Source organism: Pseudomonas sp. KH_050 (genome assembly GCF_057838875.1).
Map to the genome: position 1 here is coordinate 204,955 of NZ_CM174478.1, position 17,000 is coordinate 221,954.

Below are 17,000 nucleotides of genomic sequence, written 5' to 3' on the forward strand. Positions count from 1 at the left end.
GCAGGCAACACAAATCTCATTGCTCACCGCAACCCATCCCGAAACTGCCCCGGGGTCATCCCCGTCCAGCGCTTGAAGGCGCGGCTGAAGCTGCTGGTGTCGGGAAAACCCAGTAAATAACTGATCTCGCTCAATGAGCACTGCGGGTCACGCAGGTGCAGCAGCGCCAGGTTCTCCCGACATTCATTGAGCAAGGTATCAAAGCGACAACCTTCATCCGCCAAATGCCGTTGCAGGCTGCGCAGGCTAAGGTGCAACGCCTGGGCGATGCGTTCGGCGGAAGGTTCGCCTTCCGGCAATTGGGCTTCAATGGCGGAGCGGACCTTGCGCTCCCAGGTCAATGGTTTCAATTGCGTCAGGGTGCGCTCAAGCGCTGTTTCGTTGTGTTCGGCCAGTTCCGGGTTGGCGTCATCCAGATGACTGTCGAAATCGCTGACGGCAAACTCCAGACGGTCCTCGTCGGCCGCAAAGAAGATCGGCGCGCGGAACACTGTGTGCCAGTGTTTGGGATCAGCCGGTGCGGGCCGGCGCAGGTACACCGCCAGCGGTGCATAGTCCCGGCCCAGACGGTTGCGGCAGGTACGCACATAGATCGCCGCAAACGCATCGATGGCTTCGAACGCCGGTGCCGGGCTGCTCTGAGGCACCTTCAGATGAAAGCAATAGCGGTCGCCATGCAGGTTCAACTCCAGCTCCAGAGCGTCGCTGACCACCTGGTGATAACGCACGATCCGCTCAAAGACTTCGCGCAAGCTGCCGCTGGCTACCAGCGCATAGCCCAGGGCGTGAAAGGTGGTCGGGCTGACGAAACGCGAGACCCGCAAGCCGATCGCCGGGTCGCCGCTGGCCCTGACCGCCACTTCCCACAGGCGCGTGGTGGCGGACAGCGGATAACGGGCGTTCGGGTCGTCCATCAGTTGTGGGTCGAGTCCGGCTTCGCGGCACAGCGCGTCGCTGTCGAGGCCAAGAGCGTCGAGTTGTTTGCGCAGGGCGCGGGTCCAGCTGGCGAGGGAGGTAGGTTCAATCATGATGATTGGCGCTTCCGGTCAACAGGTTGGCGTTCACGGCTAGCACTCTGCTCGATGACGCAGGGCAGGATGCGAACATCAATAACAAGAGGATGGAATCATGCAGGGTATTTCTGCAAGTCCCACGCGCCTGAATGCACAACTTCGCCGGCAAGCCTGTGGGTCGGGCTCAGGATGTGGCGCCCAGGTGCGGCCTTGCCTGCGAAGACGATGGTTAAATTCTTTTATTCGTTTTTGATCTATTTAAATCTTAAAAAATTACTTTGAGATATAAGTTTTTGAGGTCAATGATTCGTCCCTCGGCGTGAACTACGGCGAAATCTACTGAATCAACGATTTTCGGGGCCGTCTCCTTGGCAGGGTGCGGCCTTTTTTTATTTTCCGAGGCGCCACAACAGTATGGTCAATCACCTTGGTGGCGAGGGAGCTTGCTCTCGCTCTGCATATTCATTTATGGAATTAATAAATAGCTTCTTATTCCTTAACGAATATAACTCTCCTCCCTATACTGGATCCCGAACAGACCAGCAGCCGGAGGGCTCCCCATGCGCAACGAATCAATTCGCTATCTGATCGTGCCGGGCTGGCAAGGATCGTCAGAAGATCATTGGCAAAGCCATTGGCAGAGCAGTTTGCCGAACAGCGCGCGCGTGGAGCAGGCCGACTGGTTAACACCTCGTCGCGAAGATTGGGTTGCCGCGTTGGCCGAGGCCATAACCGCCGACAGCACGCCGGTGATCCTGATCGCCCACAGCCTGGGGTGCATCACCGTTGCTCATTGGGCGGCACAGGCCCCTCTCGGTTTTTTGCGTCAGGTCCGCGGCGCCTTGCTGGTCGCACCCGCGGATGTCGAACGCCCTGCCTGCGCACCGGCCTTGCGCAACTTCGCACCGATCCCGACGCACCTGTTACCGTTCCCAAGCCAGGTCGTCAGCTCGGACAACGACAGTGCCGTCAGCGCCACTCGTGCCCTTGAGCTGGCCCGCAATTGGGGCGCCGAAGCCGGGATTCTGGCCGGTGCCGGGCACATCAATGTGAAGTCCGGGCACCACCGCTGGGAGCAGGGCTTCGCCTACCTCTACCGTCTGCAAAACCGCATGGAACAGCACTCCCTGCGCCGTGCTTGAGTCCTTTATTTTTTAACGCCTCCCGTCTCCCGGCGGATTTGGGCGGGAGTCTGCCATGAGCTTGCATGAAACCTTCGGTCAGCCGCTGCTGACCTTTCCCGATGCGGAAAAAAGCCCGCTGAGTATTCGCGCCAAAGCGCTGGTATTCGTTGACCCTCGTTCACGACAGCTGCGTCACGAGCTCGAACAACTGGCACCCCGCTCGATATCCGTGCTGATCCGCGGTGAAACCGGTAGCGGTAAAGAACTGCTGGCGCGACATATCCATCGGGGCAGCGACCGTGGTGGTTTGTTCGTGTCGGTCAACTGCGGCGCGATCAGTCCGACCTACGCCGATGCCGAGTTGTTCGGCTATGCCGCCGGCAGTTACAGCGGCTCGGCCAGCAGCCGCGCCGGCTGGTTCGGTTCAGCCAACGGCGGCACCCTGTACCTGGATGAAATCGGCGATTTGCCGCTGCCGATCCAGATCAAGCTGCTCGCGGCGCTGGAGAACCACGAAGTCACCCGTGTCGGAGCTCAACAGCCGAGCCCGGTGGACGTGCGGCTGGTGGCGGCTACCAGTATCGACCTGGCACAAGCGGTGGCTGCCGGTAAATTCCATGAGCGGCTCTTTCTCTACTTGAGCGAAGGCCAGCTGGACCTGCCGGCATTGCGCGAACGGGTCGGCGATATCCTTTCACTGGCCGAGTACTTCCTCGGTATCTACAGCCAGCGGCTGGACCTGCCGGTGCCATTGATCAGCGAAGCGGCGCAGCAACTGCTGGAACATCACAGCTGGCCGGGCAATACCCGCGAGCTGGAGAACGTCATTCACTTTGCGCTGCTGGTTAGCAGTGGCGACGAAATTTTGCCCGAACACTTGAATCTGCCGGAAAACCTGGCGCCGTTACCCTTGATCGAACAACAGGTCGAGCGAATCGGCAGCAGTGGTTCTGTTGGCGAACGGGCTGCACTGAAAAGCCTTCTCGAACGACTTGCGCGGTCCTTGTAGGTCGCGGCCTGAGCGGGTGGCGTCAATATGAATAAAATGGAATATGAAAGTGAATAAAAGATATTGTTCGGGAATAAAAAATCCCGGTATTGTCCGCATCACGCCAGAGATAGCACTTCACTGGCACCTCACTTGAAGCCGTCGTCGATGATGACGAATAAGGACACTGCATGAAAAAGGTTCTGTTGTTCACCGCACTGGCGGCTGCCCTGGCTGCAGGCATTGCCCAGGCTGGCGAGAAACTGGTGGTTGCCGCAACGCCGGTGCCGCATGCCGAGATCCTCGAGCTGATCAAGCCGGCCCTCGCCAAAGAAGGCGTGGATCTGGAAATCAAGGTTTTCACCGACTACGTACAACCGAACGTGCAGGTCGATCAAAAGCGTCTGGACGCGAACTATTTCCAGACCCTGCCGTACCTGAAAAGCTTTAATGATGGCAAAGGCACTAACCTGGTGACCGTGATCGGCGTTCACGTTGAACCTTTCGGCGGCTACTCGAAGAAAGTCAAAACCCTGGCCGAGCTCAAAGACGGCGCGACCATTGCCATCCCGAACGAAGGCAGCAACAGCGGCCGGGCGTTGATCCTGCTGCAGAAGGCCGGTCTGATTGAATTGAAAGACCCGAAAAACGCCCTGGCGACCCCGAAAGACATCGCCAAGAACCCGCATAACTTCAAGTTCAAAGAGCTTGAATCGGCCATGCTGCCGCGTGTGTTGGATCAGGTTGACCTGGACATGATCAACACCAACTATGCGCTGGAAGCCGGTCTGAACCCGGCCAAGGACGCACTGGTTATCGAAGGTGCCGATTCGCCCTACGTGAACTTCCTGGTGGCTCGTCCGGACAACAAGGACAGCGCCGCCATCCAGAAACTCGCCAAGGCACTGACCAGCCCGGAAGTGAAAGCATTCATCGCGAAAAAATACAGCGGCGCAGTACTGCCGGCGTTCTGATTCGCGGCGCTTTGTAGCGCACCAAACCTTTCAAGGTTTCAACGTCGGCGGCTGGTAGAGCGTCGGCGTTTTTTATTGGGCGCGGGAAAGTCAAAAGATCGCAGCCTATCGCAGCGTCTACAGGAATTGCGTATACCCGTGAAATCAAGGGTGCCCGCGGTGTAGGAGCTGCCGATAGGCTGCGATCTTTTCAAGCCCAACGCAGTTCACCGATCAATCCGGCCAATGCCACGCCGGTTCATCGAGCATCCCCTGGCCAACGATGGATCTGTTATCGACGAAGAACTCCGTGGGAGCGAGCTTGCTCGCGATGACGTCCGAACTGTCTACACCGGTTTACGCCAAACACTCGCCAACCAAGGCTGCTGCTCTCGCGGCAATCCCGCCGGTCGATAGTAGTGCTCCAGCTCGACAAACCCGGCTTCAGTCAATATCCCGCGCCACGACTCCAGATTGTGATACACCCCATAACGCGGGCCATTCCAGCCTTCCTGGTTATCGCCTCGAGGATTGGAGCTGAACAGCACCCCGCCTGGCTTGAGGGTCGCACGCAGTTGCTTCAAAACCCTAGGCAACTCCTGCCCTGGAACGTGAAACAGCACTGCATTGGCGAAGATTCCGTCGAAGTGCTCGGCAGGCAGGTCGAGTTTGAGAAAGTCCTGCTGCCAGACCTCGCAGCCGCTGTCTTCGCGAGCCATTTGCGCAAGGCGTTCCGAGCCGTCGAGGCCCACCGCGATATGACCCATGCGCGTGAAGGTTTGCAGATCGCGCCCCGGACCGCAGCCGAAGTCGAGAATAGTGAACGGCGCCTGGCCTTGAATATGCCGCAGCAACGCATCGATGTTTTGACTGACGTCGTGGTCGCGGGTGCCCTCACGAAAACTCTCGGCCACCTGGTTGTAATGGCCCAGGGTGGTGGAGGTGATCTGCTCGAGGTCGGCGGGAGTCTGTTTCATGGTCGGCTGCGCAGGCAAAGGAGATGCGCCGACTATAAGCGCTTCATCACCTGAGTGGGAGCAACTGTCTTGATGGCTTTTATTTTGAAGGCCTATCAAAAGACAGCTGCACTCACACCGCTTCAGGCCACCTGTTACTTCTTACAGTATCCGTCAGGTGGAAAAACGGTCAGTCTTCACTTCACCGCAGCGAAGGATCGTTATGCCGTGAATGCTCACCGCGATACTGCCACACCGACCTTGTCGGTCATGGACCCGCGTTCGCTGGCGATCCGCAGCGTGGGCTACTGTCGCCACCCGGACAAACCGGTGATCGAGCCACGCATCACCCGGCAGATTTACGACGCTGCGGGGCGGCTATCTCAGTCGTGGGACCCACGTTTGTGGAGCACCGCGCCGAAGCCGAACCTCGCCACAATCCACGGTTTGAACGGCCAGCCTTTACTGATGGACAGCGTCGATGCCGGTTGGCAGCTGAACCTGACGGATCAGGCAGGCTCGTTGTGTTCGTTCTGGGATGGTCGAGGCAGTCAGCGGCACACCGAATATGACAATCAACAGCGTCCGGTCATGGTCATGGAACAGGCCGCTGGAGAAGCGCCTCGCGTGGTTGAACGGTTGACCTACGGTGGCTCCGATCCGGCGTTTGCCGGACACAACCAGTGCGGGCAGCCGATCCGCCATGACGACCCGGCAGGTACCCAGGTCGTCAGCGAGTATGGTCTGTCAGGTGCCGTGTTGGTTGAAGCCCGACGTTTCCTCTCCAGCCTTGAAATCCCCGACTGGCCATCTGAGCCAGGCGCGCGCGACGCTTTGCTGGAAGATCAATCGTTCATCACCCGCCACACCTTCAATCCCACCGGCGAGATTCAGCGTCAGACCGACGCCATGGGCCATGTCCGAACCTTTGGTTACGACGTGACGGGAAAACTGCGTGAGACTTGGCTGCTCTTGGCCGGGGACGGCAAACAACCGCAATGTCTGGTCAGTGACATTCGTTACAACGCCCATGACCAGATCGAAAGCGAAACGGCCGGCAATGGCGTGGTGACCTGTGCCGACTATGCTGCCGAGGACGGTCGTTTGATCAGGTTGCTGGCGGCGGTCGGGAAACAAAAACCGTTGCAGGACCTGAACTACGTCTACGACCCGGTGGGTAATATCGTCGAGCTGGAAGACAAGGCTCAATCCGTTATCCATTTCAACAATCAGCGTATCGAACCGGTCAATCGCTACCGCTATGACAGCCTGTATCGACTCGTCGAAGCCAAGGGTTGGGAAGTCAGCACGCCGAGCCATGGGCCCGCACTGCCGGAGTTGCTGCCCACCCCGCTGGACCCCAACCAAAGGCGCAATTACACCCAACAATTCGATTACGACCCGGCGGGCAATCTGATCACCCGTCACCACAGCGGTGCGCCGGGGTTTTCAATGTTTACCTCCGCCAGCAGCAACCGGAGCCTGGCTCAACGGGACGATGGTTCATTGCCGGGCGAACCTGAAATCGATTCGGGCTTCGATGCCTGCGGCAACCAACGGGAGCTGCAACGCGGGTTGGCCATGGATTGGGACATTCGCAACCAGCCAAGTCGGGTGACCTTGGTCAAACGCGAGGGCGAGACTGACGATTACGAATGTTATGTCTATGCCCACCCCGGTCATCGGTTACGCAAGGTGCATTTCAGCCAGGCCGGTAGTCGGACCCTGCGCACGGAAGTCCGCTATCTCCCTGGTCTTGAAGTCCATCGCGAAGCCAATGGTGTAGCACGACATGTCATCAGCGTCGAGGCGGGACGCAACAATGTGCGAGCGCTGCATTGGCCTGCAGGTGGCCATGACGATCAGTTGCGCTACAGCCTCGGCGATCACTTGAACTCCAGTAGTCTGGAGCTGGATCACGAGGCGGGCGTACTGACTCAGGAACACTATTACGCCTTCGGCGGAACGGCGTGCTGGGCAGGTAGAAGTGCGTTGGTGGCGAATTACAAAACCATTCGGTATTCGGGCAAAGAGCGGGATGCGACGGGGCTTTATTTTTATGGATATCGGTATTACGCGCCATGGTTACAGCGGTGGCTGAGTGCCGATCCGGCGGGCCCTGTTAATGGTCTGAATATTTTTCTATTTGTTTCGAATCATCCAATAAATCTAAAGGATGTGGATGGCCGAATTTATGAGGGTAAACATGATCAGTATGAGCGGCAACCTGCGTCGGGTGTAATTGTTGCGCGTGGATTAGACGCGTTTCCATTGGAACAACAAACCATTATCAGGGCGGGATTTCACGAGGTAGAGCATATATATGCGGGTGCAGAAACTGCTATGAGTTCGGAGTTTGTGGATCATGCAAAAATTTTGCGCATCTTCTTTGGTCCAGCGTACGAAAGTGTTAGAGGCAAGGTATTAGATTCTTTTGTACGAGGAAAGGAGTTGGCAAGAGAATATCAAGGGCCCAGGGGGGGAGATAAAATTGTAGGGGTTGATTCTGTCCCCGGGAATGCCAAAGCCTTTGTTTATCAAGGCGATATCCATGGACGGATATTTATCAATGTTAGCGATATTGACGCAGGTACTATAGCCAGGCGTCTTGGTCATGAAATTACGCATTTAAGAAACGTAAATGGATTTGTCACGGGGTCCGCCACGAAGGATTATTTCTATTTGAGAGCTAACTCGTCGCGGTCTCATTCAGAACATGCTATGCGAGGGAAGTTGCCTGTGAAATTTTTGATTCCTCCTGGGGAGCGAATCGCGAATACTCGTAGGGCTTTTATCGAAGCGGTTGCGGAATATGAGGGTCGTCAGGCCTCAACGTTGGATATTGATGCTGCGGGTTCTTTATTTAATCAAAATCCAGGCATGAGGGCGAAAATCGGGTCTGAAAATGCGGACACCATTATATCCGCAGCAACAGAGTTGAGTCATCGACTTGCCGATAGCCTGGAATTTCATAGGTTGCTTAATAGTTGAGCCGGATAAGCGATTTTGTGCGCGCTCGAGATGCGCTGCTACTCGCGACCGATAATCGGTACAGTCGATTCACCTTTTGTTCAACCCTCGAGCCAACCGATCCCCACCCACCTGAATCGCCGCCACCAGAATCACCAGCAACACGATCACCGTGAGCATGATCTGGCTATCAAACCGTTGATACCCATACCGGTAAGCGATATCACCCAACCCGCCCGCACCAATCGCGCCGGCCATGGCCGAGGAGTTGATCATGGTCACCAGGGTGATGGTGAAACCGCCGACGATTCCCGGCAGCGCTTCCGGCAACAGCACATGCCAGACGATATGCCCGCGCCGGCAGCCCATGGCCTGGGCGGCTTCGATCAGGCCGTGGTCGACCTCGCGCAGGCTGACTTCGGCGATGCGCGCAAAGAACGGTGTGGCGGCGATGGTCAGCGGGACCACGGCCGCCCACACGCCATAGGTGGTGCCGACGATCAGCCGGGTGAAGGGAATCAGCGCGACCATCAGAATCAGAAACGGGATCGAACGGAACAGATTGACGAAGGCCCCGAGTACCCGATTCAACGCCGGGGCTTCATAGATCCCGCCCTTGGAGCTGGTGACCAGAATCACCGCCAGTGGAATACCCGCCAATAGCGCGATCAGCGATGACACGCCGACCATCAGGAAGGTGTCGATCACACCCTGGAGTAATCGATCAAACCACATAGCCCAGTACCTCCGCGTGTTGTGCCCATTGCCTTGCGCGCTGGCGTAATTCTTCCGCGCCGTGAGGCGAGCCCGTCACCGCCAGCAGCAGCTGTCCCAGGGCGTGTCCCTGAATCCGTTCGACTCCGCCCTGCAACAGGCGCACACGACCGCCGAGGGCGCTGAACAGTGCGGCCAGATCCGGTTCGTCAGCAGCGCTGCCGGTGAACTGCAGGCGCAGTACTACGGTGGCCCGCGCCGACTGCGGTTGCGCTTGCAGGCGACTTTGCAGTTCATCCGGCAAGCCATGTTGCAACGGTGCGAGCAAGGTTTTGCTGACCTCGTGCTGTGGGTTGCCAAAGACTTCCCAGACCGGCCCTTGCTCGACGATTCTTCCATGTTCGAGCACCACCACCCGATCACAAATATCGCGGATCACCGCCATTTCATGGGTGATCAAAATGACGGTCAGGCCCAGTCGCCGGTTGATCTCGCGCAGCAGGCCAAGAATCGATTGCGTGGTCTCCGGATCGAGCGCCGAAGTGGCTTCGTCGCACAGCAGGATTGCCGGGTCATGGACCAGCGCCCGGGCAATCCCGACGCGCTGCTTTTGCCCACCGGAAAGTTGTGCCGGATAGGCCTGGTGCTTGTCTTGCAGGCCCACCAGTTCCAGCAGTTCACGGACTTTGTTTTCGCGCTGCTCCCTGGACACCCCGGCGACCTTGAGCGGCAATTCGACGTTCTGCCAAACCGTCTTGGCCGACATCAGATTGAAGTGCTGGAAGATCATGCCGATGCGTCGGCGCAGCGCCACCAGTCGATCTTCATCGAACTCGCCGATGTCGACATGATCGATCAGCACCCGGCCGCTGCTCGGTTGCTCCAGGCGGTTGATGGTGCGGATCAGCGACGACTTGCCGGCGCCGCTGCGGCCGATGATGCCGAATACTTCACCACGCTGGATTGCCAGGTCGATACCGTGCAAGGCATTCACCGGGCCTTGTCGGCCCTCGTAGGTCTTGCCCAGGCCGATAAAGCGCACGTGGGCGCGATTCAGCTGGGGATGCAGGTCGGTCTGCTCGGCGTTCTGCGCGGGCGGGTTGTCCAGCCTGCGTTGGGCGGTCGCTGCACTCATGTTTAACCTTCCCAGCCGGCTTGGTAGAGCTTGCCGTGCGCTTTATCCAGCGCCGCGCGAACGGCAGGGGAATGCTGGTAGATGTCGACGAACTTGATCAGCCGTGGGTCGGTTTTGCTCTTGGGCTGGATCACGAACTGGATCACGTATTCCTTGTGATCAAGCCCGTCGAACAGCAAGGCAGACTCGGCATCGAAGGTTTTCGCCAAACGGATATAGGCCGGGTAACCCTGCACCAGATCGGCGTCATCGTAGGTACGCACCAGTTGCACAGCCTCGACCTGGAGGATTTTCAGCTGCTTCGGGTTGGCGATGATGTCGTCTTCGGTGGCCTTGTAGCCGACCCCGGGTTTCAGGGTGATCAGCCCGGCCTTGGCCAGCAGTTGCAAGCCGCGTCCGCTGTTGATCGGGTCGTTGGCGATAGCCACGCTGGCGCCTTGGGGCAGTTCGTCGAAGCTTTTGTACTTTTTCGAGTAGAGCCCGACGTTGTTGATGATCCCCGGGGCAAACGGCACCAGCTCAAAACCACCAGCGGCCTTGGCGTTTTCCAGGAACGGAATGTGCTGGAAGTAGTTCACGTCGATATCGCCCGCGGCGAGGCTGACGTTGGGCGCGATCCAGTCGCTGAACTCCACCAGGTCGACTTTCAGGCCTTGTTTTTTGGCCTCTTCGACGGCCGCTTCCAGTGGAATGGCAAAAGCGGCGGTGGTGCCGATTTTCAGTGGGGCGTCTGCAGCGTGAGCGACGGCGCTGAACAGTCCGAGGGCAAGGGCCAGTGCTTTGACTGGTTGGGTGAAGAGTTTTTTGGTCATGATGGTTTTCCAGTCAGTAGTCAGTTTTTGAATTCGTGGTGCTCTAATGTTTTGCGACTGCTGCGCAGCCGAGCGGGGGCAAGCCCCCTCACCACAGAGGGTTAGTGTCGGTAGCTGGCGCCGGTGTGTTGCGGTGGTAAATGCGCCGCTGCGTGAAACAGCTTTTCCCGCAGGCTGCCATTGTCGTAAGTGGTCTTGTATGAGCCTCTGCGCTGCAACTCGGGGATCACCAGGTCGATGAAGTCGACATAGCTTTCCGGGGTGACAATGCGGGTCAGGTTGAAGCCGTCCAGACCGGTTTCGGCGATCCAGGATTCCAGTTCATCGGCGACCTGTTCGGGTGAACCGACCAAGGTGATGTAACGTCCGCCCAAGGCGTGTTGTTCGAGCAATTTGCGCCGGGTCCAGTCGTTGTTTTGCAGGGTCTTGGTGGCAGACTGGATGGCGTTGCTTTTCACGTACTGGATCGGTTCGTCCAGCGGGTATTCGGCGAAGTCGATGCCGGTAGAGCTGGAGAAATGTGCAACGCCGGCTTCAGCGCTGGCATAGCTCAGGTACTCGGCATGCTTGGCCCAGGCCAGCTCTTCGGTGGCCCCAACGATCACGTTCAAGCCCATGAATACCTTGATGTCCTCGGGATTGCGCCCCGCCTCGACGGCGCTGGCGCGGACCTTGTCCACCTGCGCTTTGGTCGCTGCCTTGTTCTGTCCGCTGATGAACACGCACTCGGCATGCCGCCCGGCGAACTGCAAACCGCGATCCGAACTGCCGGCCTGGAACAGCACCGGCGTGCGCTGAGGGGACGGCTCGCAAAGGTGATAGCCCTCGACCTGGTAAAACTCGCCATGGTGGTGAACCTTGTGGACCTTGTCCGGCTGCGCGTAGATCCGCTGTTGCGGATCATTGAGCACCGCGTCGTTTTCCCAACTGCCTTCCCAGAGTTTGTAGAGCACCTCCAGGTATTCATCGGCCTGCTCGTATCGCCGGTCATGTTCGACCTGCTGGCTCAGGCCCATGGCCTTGGCGGCGCTGTCGAGGTAGCCGGTGACGATATTCCAGCCGACCCGGCCGCCGCTCAGATGATCGAGTGTCGACATGCGTCGGGCGAACAGATAGGGCGGTTCGTAGGTCAGGTTGGCGGTCAGGCCGAAACCAAGGTTTTTTGTCACTGCGGCCATGGCCGATACCAGCAGCAACGGATCGTTGACCGGCAACTGAATCGACTCTTTGAGCGGTACGTCCACGGAGTGTTGATAGACGTCGTAGACGCCGACGATGTCGGCAATGAACAACCCGTCGAACAGCCCGCGCTCTAGCAGTTGCGCCAGTTCGGTCCAGTATTCGACGGTCTTGTATTGAGTCGAATTGTCCCGCGGGTGAGTCCACAGGCCATGGTTGATATGCCCGATGCAGTTCATGTTGAAGGCATTGAGCAGGATTTTTTTTCTGCTCATCAAATGGTCCCCCGCAGCGGCGGATTTTCATCATTGAGGTAATAGTTGCCGACCGCGTGGTACTTCCAGCGCACCGGGTCGTGCAGGGTGTGCACCCGGGCGTTGCGCCAGTGACGGTCCAGACCGTGCTCGGCCAGGGTGGCCTGGCTGCCGGCCAGTTCGAACAAGGTGCTGCCGGCCGCCAGGGAAATTTCGGTGCTGATGGCACGGGCTTCGGCAACAGCGATAGATGCGGCGGCGACGGTCTCGGCGTTAGTTTCAGCCTGGGCCTGGTCGAGAAATTCACCGGCGCGCTCGAGCAGTGCTTCGGCGGCGTGCAGGCGAATACTCAAATAGCCGAAACTCTTCAGGGTCAATGGGTCTTCAGTGGCTTTGTCGTTGCCGGAATCGATCCACGGGCGGGTCTTGGTTCTGACAAAATGCAGCACGTCTTCATAGGCGGCGCGGGCAATTCCGGTGTCGATGGCCGCATGGAGGATCTGCGCCAGCGGGCCGACCGGCGTCGGGCGCTCGAAGGCGCTTTGAAACGGGATCACGTCTTCGGCCGCCACATACACGTTGTCGAACACCACCGAGCCACTGCCGGTGGTGCGCTGGCCGAAGCCGCTCCAGTCGTCGATCACCGTCAGCCCCTGGCTGTCGCGCGGCACAAAAGCCAGTTGCTGCACGCCGTGTTCATCCACCACGGAGGTCGGAATCCGCTGGGCGTAGAGGGCACCGGTTGAATAGAACTTGCGACCGTTGATGCGATAACCCTCGCCGTCGCGGTTAAGGCTGGTGACGCGGTCGTGGGCGGTTTTGGTGCCCAGTTCGGCCAGGGCATTACCGAATCGCTGGCCGGCCAGTACTTCGGCATAGAGACGTTTTTGCTGCTCAGGGCTGCCGTTTACCCGCAGTACTTCGAGGGCATAAAAATGGTTCTGCGGGATTTGCCCCAGGGAGGCGTCGGCCTGGGCGATCAATGCAATGACTTTGGCCAGGGTGACATTGGAAACGCCTGCACCGCCGTAGGCTTTCGGCACGCTGATGCCCCATAGGCCGGAGCGCGAAAACACTTCCAGCTCCGGGAGTGGCAGGCGGCGCTCGCGATCACGCAAGGCGCTGTCGCGTTTGAAGTCTTCGGCCAGGTCGTTGGCGACGATCAGGGCTTGTTCGTCGCTGGTTATAACCGCGACATTTTGAGAAAGCGTCATGTGTTTCTCCAGAGATCTGGTCAAAGTGTTCTGGTCGTCAGATCCAGGAATGCCGGGCCGGCAGGGTGCCATTCAGGTGATAGGCGCCCACTGCGTGATATTTCCAGCGCACCGGGTCGTGAAGGGTGTGGACCCGAGCGTTGCGCCAGTGGCGGTCGAGATTGAATTCGGCGAGGGTTGCGCGGCTGCCGGCCAGTTCGAACAGCTTTTCGCTGGCCAGCAGCGAGATCTCGGTGGTCAGTACTTTGGCTTCGGCCACGGCGATCGAGGCGCGAGCGGCGGACTCGGCTGTCACCGGTGCGGCGCTGACCTGATCGAGCACTTGCCCGGCCTTGCGCAGCAGAGCCTCGGCGGCATGCAGTTCGATTTTCAGTTTGCCGATGTCGGCGATCACGTAGAGGTCATCACTGGCACGCTCGACCTTGGCGTCGATCCACGGTCGTGAACGTTCGCGGACAAAGCTGATGCTGTCGTCGATCGCGCCACGGGCGATCCCGGCGTCAATGGCGGCCTGGATCAATTGCGATACGGCCCCCTGAGTATTCGCAACTTCGCTCAACCGCCAGTTATCCACAACCAGTTCGGCTTCGACCGGTACATTGTCGAGCAGTACGGTTCCGCTTGCGGTGGTCCGTTGGCCAAAGCCTGACCAGTCATCGACGATGCGCAGACCGGGCGTGCCGCGGCGGACGAATGCCATGACCTGCTTGCCTTCATCATTCAGCGCCTTGACGGTAATCCAGTGGGCGAACAAGGCGCCGGTCGAGTAAAACTTCTGGCCGTTGATGACGAAACCCTCACCTTCGGCGGTGATCCGGGCTTTGAGTTCGAGGGTGTTTTTGGTGCCGCGCTCGGGGCCTGCATTACCGATCCTCCAGCCTTCGAGCACGCTTTGGAACAGCTGTTTTTTTTGCCGTTCGGTAGCACTGTTCAACAGCACATTGAGAATGCCGAACTGGTTTTGCGGGATCTGCCCCAGGGCCGGATCAGCCGCGGAAATGATCGCGAACACTTCGGCAAGGGTGACGAATGAGATGTGCGGACCACCGAATTCACGGGGAATGGAAATACTGCCGAGGCCGCTGCGAGTGAACTGCTCGATCTCCGACCACGGCAACTTGCGCTGCCGGTCGCGCCGTGAGGCTTGCAGGCGAGCGACTTCAGCGAGTTCATGGGCGGCTTTGAGGGCTTCTGCGTCATTGCGCAAAACCCGTGCGGGCAACAACAGCGGGGCGATGTCCAGATCACTCTGGACGGATACATCTGCCAGATTAGACATCAGCGCCGCTCCTTGGCTGCACGCAATGCCCTGGCGATCTGCACTTGGGTGATTGTGTTCCGGACCATACCTACCTCACATCTCATGGAAATGCCGCGAAAACTGCGGCCAGATCAAAAACAAGAATGTCCGGAGGTCCGGTCTATATACCCTAATCGTGTATAAATAATTAATAAACTAACTTATAGGAATAAGCATAGAAGGTCTGTTGTCAGGATCTCCGCTCCGGAGCTCTCAGGCCCGGAGCGGGAGTGGAGGAGGGCTCAGTGGCGCCGCGTTTCGGCGGCGCGAAGTACCGTTCTCACGGGGGTTTTGTTGTAAGGGTTGGCAGCCCCGATCTTCAGCTTGCGCGCCGGCGCCCAGCGCGAGCTGTTGCCTACGCGGTCGAGGATGCAGTAGGTGATTTCCAATTGATTGTCTTCCCCCGCCTCCAGAATCACCGCCGGTGGAACCCAGACATTGATCGGCTTGCCGACTTCGTCGGCTTTGACTTTAGGCAGGTCCATGCGCACGTCGCCCCAGCGCAGGGTGATCTCATCCTCGGCGGCCATGTTCAGGTAAGGCGCTATGGTCAGCGGCACGCCGCGATTGACCTGATTTGGGTTGACGCCCTGGCGACGTATCGTTTCAGGGATCCCCAGGGGCTCAAGGCCCTGGTTTTCGTCGCCGCAGAGTTCCAACGGTTGCCCGCCGGGGCAATCGAGCTTGACCTGGACCCGTCTGGCGGCCGATAGCGCTGGACCCTGCCCGATTTGCATGACTCGATAGTGGATACGCGAAGTGCCATTGTGAACAAAGCTCTCCGGCACTCGCAAGCTGACAGGCTGGCCGACGTCGGCGGCGGTGAGCAGTCTGGACGCAACGTAACAGTTGTCCCAGAACAGCTCGATGAGATCACCTTCGTCCATACCGGCATAAGGTGGGACATCAATCAGCAAATGCGCGGCGATGGAAATGCTGATGTTCTGTTTGTTGGATTGAGGCATTGAGGGAGCAGGAAGCTCGGATTTACTCGAGGTGCGCGTCATGGTGTTCTCCTTGAAACATTACAGCGAAATCCGTGTCGGAAAGACCAAAGGTGGTGAGTGTCGGGTAACACGGATCGCCAATGTCTCGTCATGAGTAAGTGTGCAGTTGTTGGTTCTAAACGGGAGCGTTAATGGCGTGAAGCCGACTTTCAACTAGATAGGGCTGTGTTTGATTTGGTGTCAATAGGTGGTGGGGATGAACTCGGGGATGTTGGGTTATTCAGAAAAATCCTACTCATTGAAAGTATTAATGCATATGCCTTGATCGAACTTTACCTGGGTGGGTCGATTTTCAGTCATCGCACTTTCACCATTGGCTGTCACATTGCTGGGGGGCTCACAGGTTGGTATTTTAAGCAAATATGTTGCAGGAGGTATATATATAGTCCCCGGAAGGCTACGGATGCGTGTTGAGCTTTAATTGGAATAACAGTTATAGGTTTGATTGCGGCGGGTAAGGGCGTGTTCAGTTTATTGAAGGAGTGGATCGCACTGCGAGTCAGTGAAACGATTTATTGCTGGTGGCTTGCTTTGATAATGACTTATATCAGGCAATATTATTATTTCGGTGCATGTCGCTTCCATCCATGGAAGCGAATAACTATTGAGTCTCTGAATTAACTGTTGGAACTTCCTCCGTTAAGGAATTTGCTGAGAAACTGTCGAGTTCGCTCTTCTTTCGGGTTGGCAAACAACGCTTTGGCTTCTCCTTGTTCGACGATTACACCTTTGTCAAAAAACACCACCCGGTTGGCCACATCCCGGGCAAAGCCCATTTCGTGGGTAACAATTACCATGGTGCGTTTCTCTTCAGCGAGGCTGCGAATAGTCGCCAATACTTCGCCAACCAACTCCGGGTCGAGGGCTGAAGTGGGTTCATCGAACAGAATCACCTCTGGCTCCATCGCCAGCGCACGGGCAATTGCTACGCGCTGTTGCTGCCCACCGGAGAGCCGGCGTGGATAAGCATCCTCCTTGCCGGCCAAGCCAACCTTGGCCATCAGCGCACGGCCCAGGACCTGCGCTTTGTCTTTGGGCATCTTTTTAACCACCAGCGGGCCTTCGATCACGTTTTCCAGCGCCGTTCGATGGGGAAACAGGTTGAAGCTCTGGAATACGAAACCCACGTGCTGGCGCAACCGGCGCACCAGCCCCTGCTGCTGGATCAATGGTCGGCTGCCATCGATCTCGATATCACCGACCTTGATTCGGCCACTGGTGGGTTCTTCGAGAAAGTTCAGGCAGCGCAGGAAGGTCGTTTTGCCCGAGCCGCTGGGCCCGATGATTGCAATTACCTCACCTTCCTCGACCCGCAGATCGATGCCGTTGAGGACCGTCTGACCTTTGAATTGCTTCGTCAGTTTTTCAACCACAATCATGC

Annotated in this window: 14 protein-coding genes; 4 read left to right on the forward strand and 10 right to left on the reverse strand. The window is 57.9% G+C overall.

All coding sequences use genetic code 11. The annotated features are described in order from the left end of the window. Positions 1 to 23: 23 nt before the first annotated feature. Complete coding sequence (locus AC3IUA_RS00905; protein ID WP_489358658.1) at positions 24 to 1,028, reverse strand: AraC family transcriptional regulator; 1,005 nt, start codon at positions 1,026 to 1,028, stop codon at positions 24 to 26. Positions 1,029 to 1,573: 545 nt separating this feature from the next. Between AC3IUA_RS00905 and AC3IUA_RS00910 the strand changes: the two genes are divergently transcribed. The 3 genes from AC3IUA_RS00910 to AC3IUA_RS00920 all read left to right on the forward strand — a co-directional run bounded on the left by AC3IUA_RS00910 (position 1,574) and on the right by AC3IUA_RS00920 (position 4,099). Next, positions 1,574 to 2,155, forward strand: a complete 582-nt coding sequence (locus tag AC3IUA_RS00910) for an alpha/beta hydrolase (RefSeq protein WP_489358659.1) — start codon at positions 1,574 to 1,576, stop codon at positions 2,153 to 2,155. Positions 2,156 to 2,210: 55 nt separating this feature from the next. Then, on the forward strand, positions 2,211 to 3,146 hold the full coding sequence (locus AC3IUA_RS00915) for a sigma 54-interacting transcriptional regulator (protein WP_489358660.1): 936 nt from the start codon (positions 2,211 to 2,213) through the stop codon (positions 3,144 to 3,146). 170 nt (positions 3,147 to 3,316) lie between these two features. After that, positions 3,317 to 4,099 carry a MetQ/NlpA family ABC transporter substrate-binding protein gene (locus tag AC3IUA_RS00920; RefSeq protein WP_489358661.1) on the forward strand — a complete coding sequence of 261 codons (783 nt, stop codon included), beginning with the start codon at positions 3,317 to 3,319 and terminating at the stop codon, positions 4,097 to 4,099. Positions 4,100 to 4,425: 326 nt separating this feature from the next. On the opposite strand, the gene AC3IUA_RS00925 is transcribed toward AC3IUA_RS00920, so the two are convergent. Next, positions 4,426 to 5,055 (reverse strand): class I SAM-dependent methyltransferase, encoded by a 630-nt coding sequence (locus AC3IUA_RS00925; protein ID WP_489358662.1) that lies wholly within the window; start codon positions 5,053 to 5,055, stop codon positions 4,426 to 4,428. 72 nt (positions 5,056 to 5,127) lie between these two features. Here AC3IUA_RS00925 and AC3IUA_RS00930 point away from each other — a divergent pair, with 72 nt between their 5' ends. After that, entirely contained in the window at positions 5,128 to 8,025 is a 2,898-nt protein-coding gene (locus AC3IUA_RS00930; RefSeq protein ID WP_489358663.1) for an RHS repeat domain-containing protein, read from the forward strand. 69 nt (positions 8,026 to 8,094) lie between these two features. On the opposite strand, the gene AC3IUA_RS00935 is transcribed toward AC3IUA_RS00930, so the two are convergent. From AC3IUA_RS00935 to tcyN, 8 genes are all read right to left on the reverse strand, one after another. Beyond that, entirely contained in the window at positions 8,095 to 8,739 is a 645-nt protein-coding gene (locus tag AC3IUA_RS00935) for a methionine ABC transporter permease (protein WP_489358664.1), read from the reverse strand. Continuing rightward, positions 8,729 to 9,853 carry a methionine ABC transporter ATP-binding protein gene (locus AC3IUA_RS00940; protein WP_489358665.1) on the reverse strand — a complete coding sequence of 375 codons (1,125 nt, stop codon included), beginning with the start codon at positions 9,851 to 9,853 and terminating at the stop codon, positions 8,729 to 8,731. Before AC3IUA_RS00940 ends, AC3IUA_RS00935 begins: the two co-directional genes overlap by 11 nt. Positions 9,854 to 9,855: 2 nt before the next feature. Beyond that, the gene (locus AC3IUA_RS00945; protein ID WP_489358666.1) at positions 9,856 to 10,665 is read right to left on the reverse strand and encodes a MetQ/NlpA family ABC transporter substrate-binding protein; all 810 of its coding nucleotides are present in this window, start codon (positions 10,663 to 10,665) and stop codon (positions 9,856 to 9,858) included. A 101-nt stretch (positions 10,666 to 10,766) separates the two neighbouring features. Continuing rightward, positions 10,767 to 12,119: an LLM class flavin-dependent oxidoreductase gene (locus AC3IUA_RS00950; RefSeq protein WP_489358667.1), complete on the reverse strand. Its 1,353-nt coding sequence runs from the start codon at positions 12,117 to 12,119 to the stop codon at positions 10,767 to 10,769. Then, positions 12,119 to 13,312, reverse strand: coding sequence for an SfnB family sulfur acquisition oxidoreductase (locus tag AC3IUA_RS00955; RefSeq protein WP_489358669.1), 1,194 nt, complete (start codon positions 13,310 to 13,312; stop codon positions 12,119 to 12,121). Before AC3IUA_RS00955 ends, AC3IUA_RS00950 begins: the two co-directional genes overlap by 1 nt. Before the next feature lie 37 nt (positions 13,313 to 13,349). Beyond that, a complete protein-coding gene (locus AC3IUA_RS00960) occupies positions 13,350 to 14,591 on the reverse strand; it encodes an SfnB family sulfur acquisition oxidoreductase (RefSeq protein WP_489358670.1) in 1,242 nt (413 codons plus the stop codon). Positions 14,592 to 14,854: 263 nt separating this feature from the next. Further along, positions 14,855 to 15,619, reverse strand: coding sequence for a hypothetical protein (locus AC3IUA_RS00965; RefSeq protein WP_489358671.1), 765 nt, complete (start codon positions 15,617 to 15,619; stop codon positions 14,855 to 14,857). A gap of 617 nt (positions 15,620 to 16,236) precedes the next feature. Next, positions 16,237 to 16,998, reverse strand: a complete 762-nt coding sequence (gene tcyN, locus AC3IUA_RS00970) for an L-cystine ABC transporter ATP-binding protein TcyN (RefSeq protein ID WP_489358672.1) — start codon at positions 16,996 to 16,998, stop codon at positions 16,237 to 16,239. Positions 16,999 to 17,000 lie beyond the last annotated feature (2 nt).

Bases quoted from the DNA above. Each gene is read 5' to 3' on its own strand.
- AC3IUA_RS00960 (WP_489358670.1), bottom strand. From the start codon at position 14,591: ATGTCTAATCTGGCAGATGTATCCGTCCAGAGTGATCTGGACATCGCC.
- AC3IUA_RS00925 (WP_489358662.1), bottom strand. From the start codon at position 5,055: ATGAAACAGACTCCCGCCGACCTCGAGCAGATCACCTCCACCACCCTG.
- tcyN (WP_489358672.1), bottom strand. From the start codon at position 16,998: ATGATTGTGGTTGAAAAACTGACGAAGCAATTCAAAGGTCAGACGGTC.
- AC3IUA_RS00915 (WP_489358660.1), top strand. From the start codon at position 2,211: ATGAGCTTGCATGAAACCTTCGGTCAGCCGCTGCTGACCTTTCCCGAT.
- AC3IUA_RS00940 (WP_489358665.1), bottom strand. From the start codon at position 9,853: ATGAGTGCAGCGACCGCCCAACGCAGGCTGGACAACCCGCCCGCGCAG.
- AC3IUA_RS00965 (WP_489358671.1), bottom strand. From the start codon at position 15,619: ATGACGCGCACCTCGAGTAAATCCGAGCTTCCTGCTCCCTCAATGCCT.
- AC3IUA_RS00935 (WP_489358664.1), bottom strand. From the start codon at position 8,739: ATGTGGTTTGATCGATTACTCCAGGGTGTGATCGACACCTTCCTGATG.
- AC3IUA_RS00955 (WP_489358669.1), bottom strand. From the start codon at position 13,312: ATGACGCTTTCTCAAAATGTCGCGGTTATAACCAGCGACGAACAAGCC.
- AC3IUA_RS00920 (WP_489358661.1), top strand. From the start codon at position 3,317: ATGAAAAAGGTTCTGTTGTTCACCGCACTGGCGGCTGCCCTGGCTGCA.
- AC3IUA_RS00910 (WP_489358659.1), top strand. From the start codon at position 1,574: ATGCGCAACGAATCAATTCGCTATCTGATCGTGCCGGGCTGGCAAGGA.
- AC3IUA_RS00905 (WP_489358658.1), bottom strand. From the start codon at position 1,028: ATGATTGAACCTACCTCCCTCGCCAGCTGGACCCGCGCCCTGCGCAAA.
- AC3IUA_RS00930 (WP_489358663.1), top strand. From the start codon at position 5,128: ATGGCTTTTATTTTGAAGGCCTATCAAAAGACAGCTGCACTCACACCG.
- AC3IUA_RS00945 (WP_489358666.1), bottom strand. From the start codon at position 10,665: ATGACCAAAAAACTCTTCACCCAACCAGTCAAAGCACTGGCCCTTGCC.
- AC3IUA_RS00950 (WP_489358667.1), bottom strand. From the start codon at position 12,119: ATGAGCAGAAAAAAAATCCTGCTCAATGCCTTCAACATGAACTGCATC.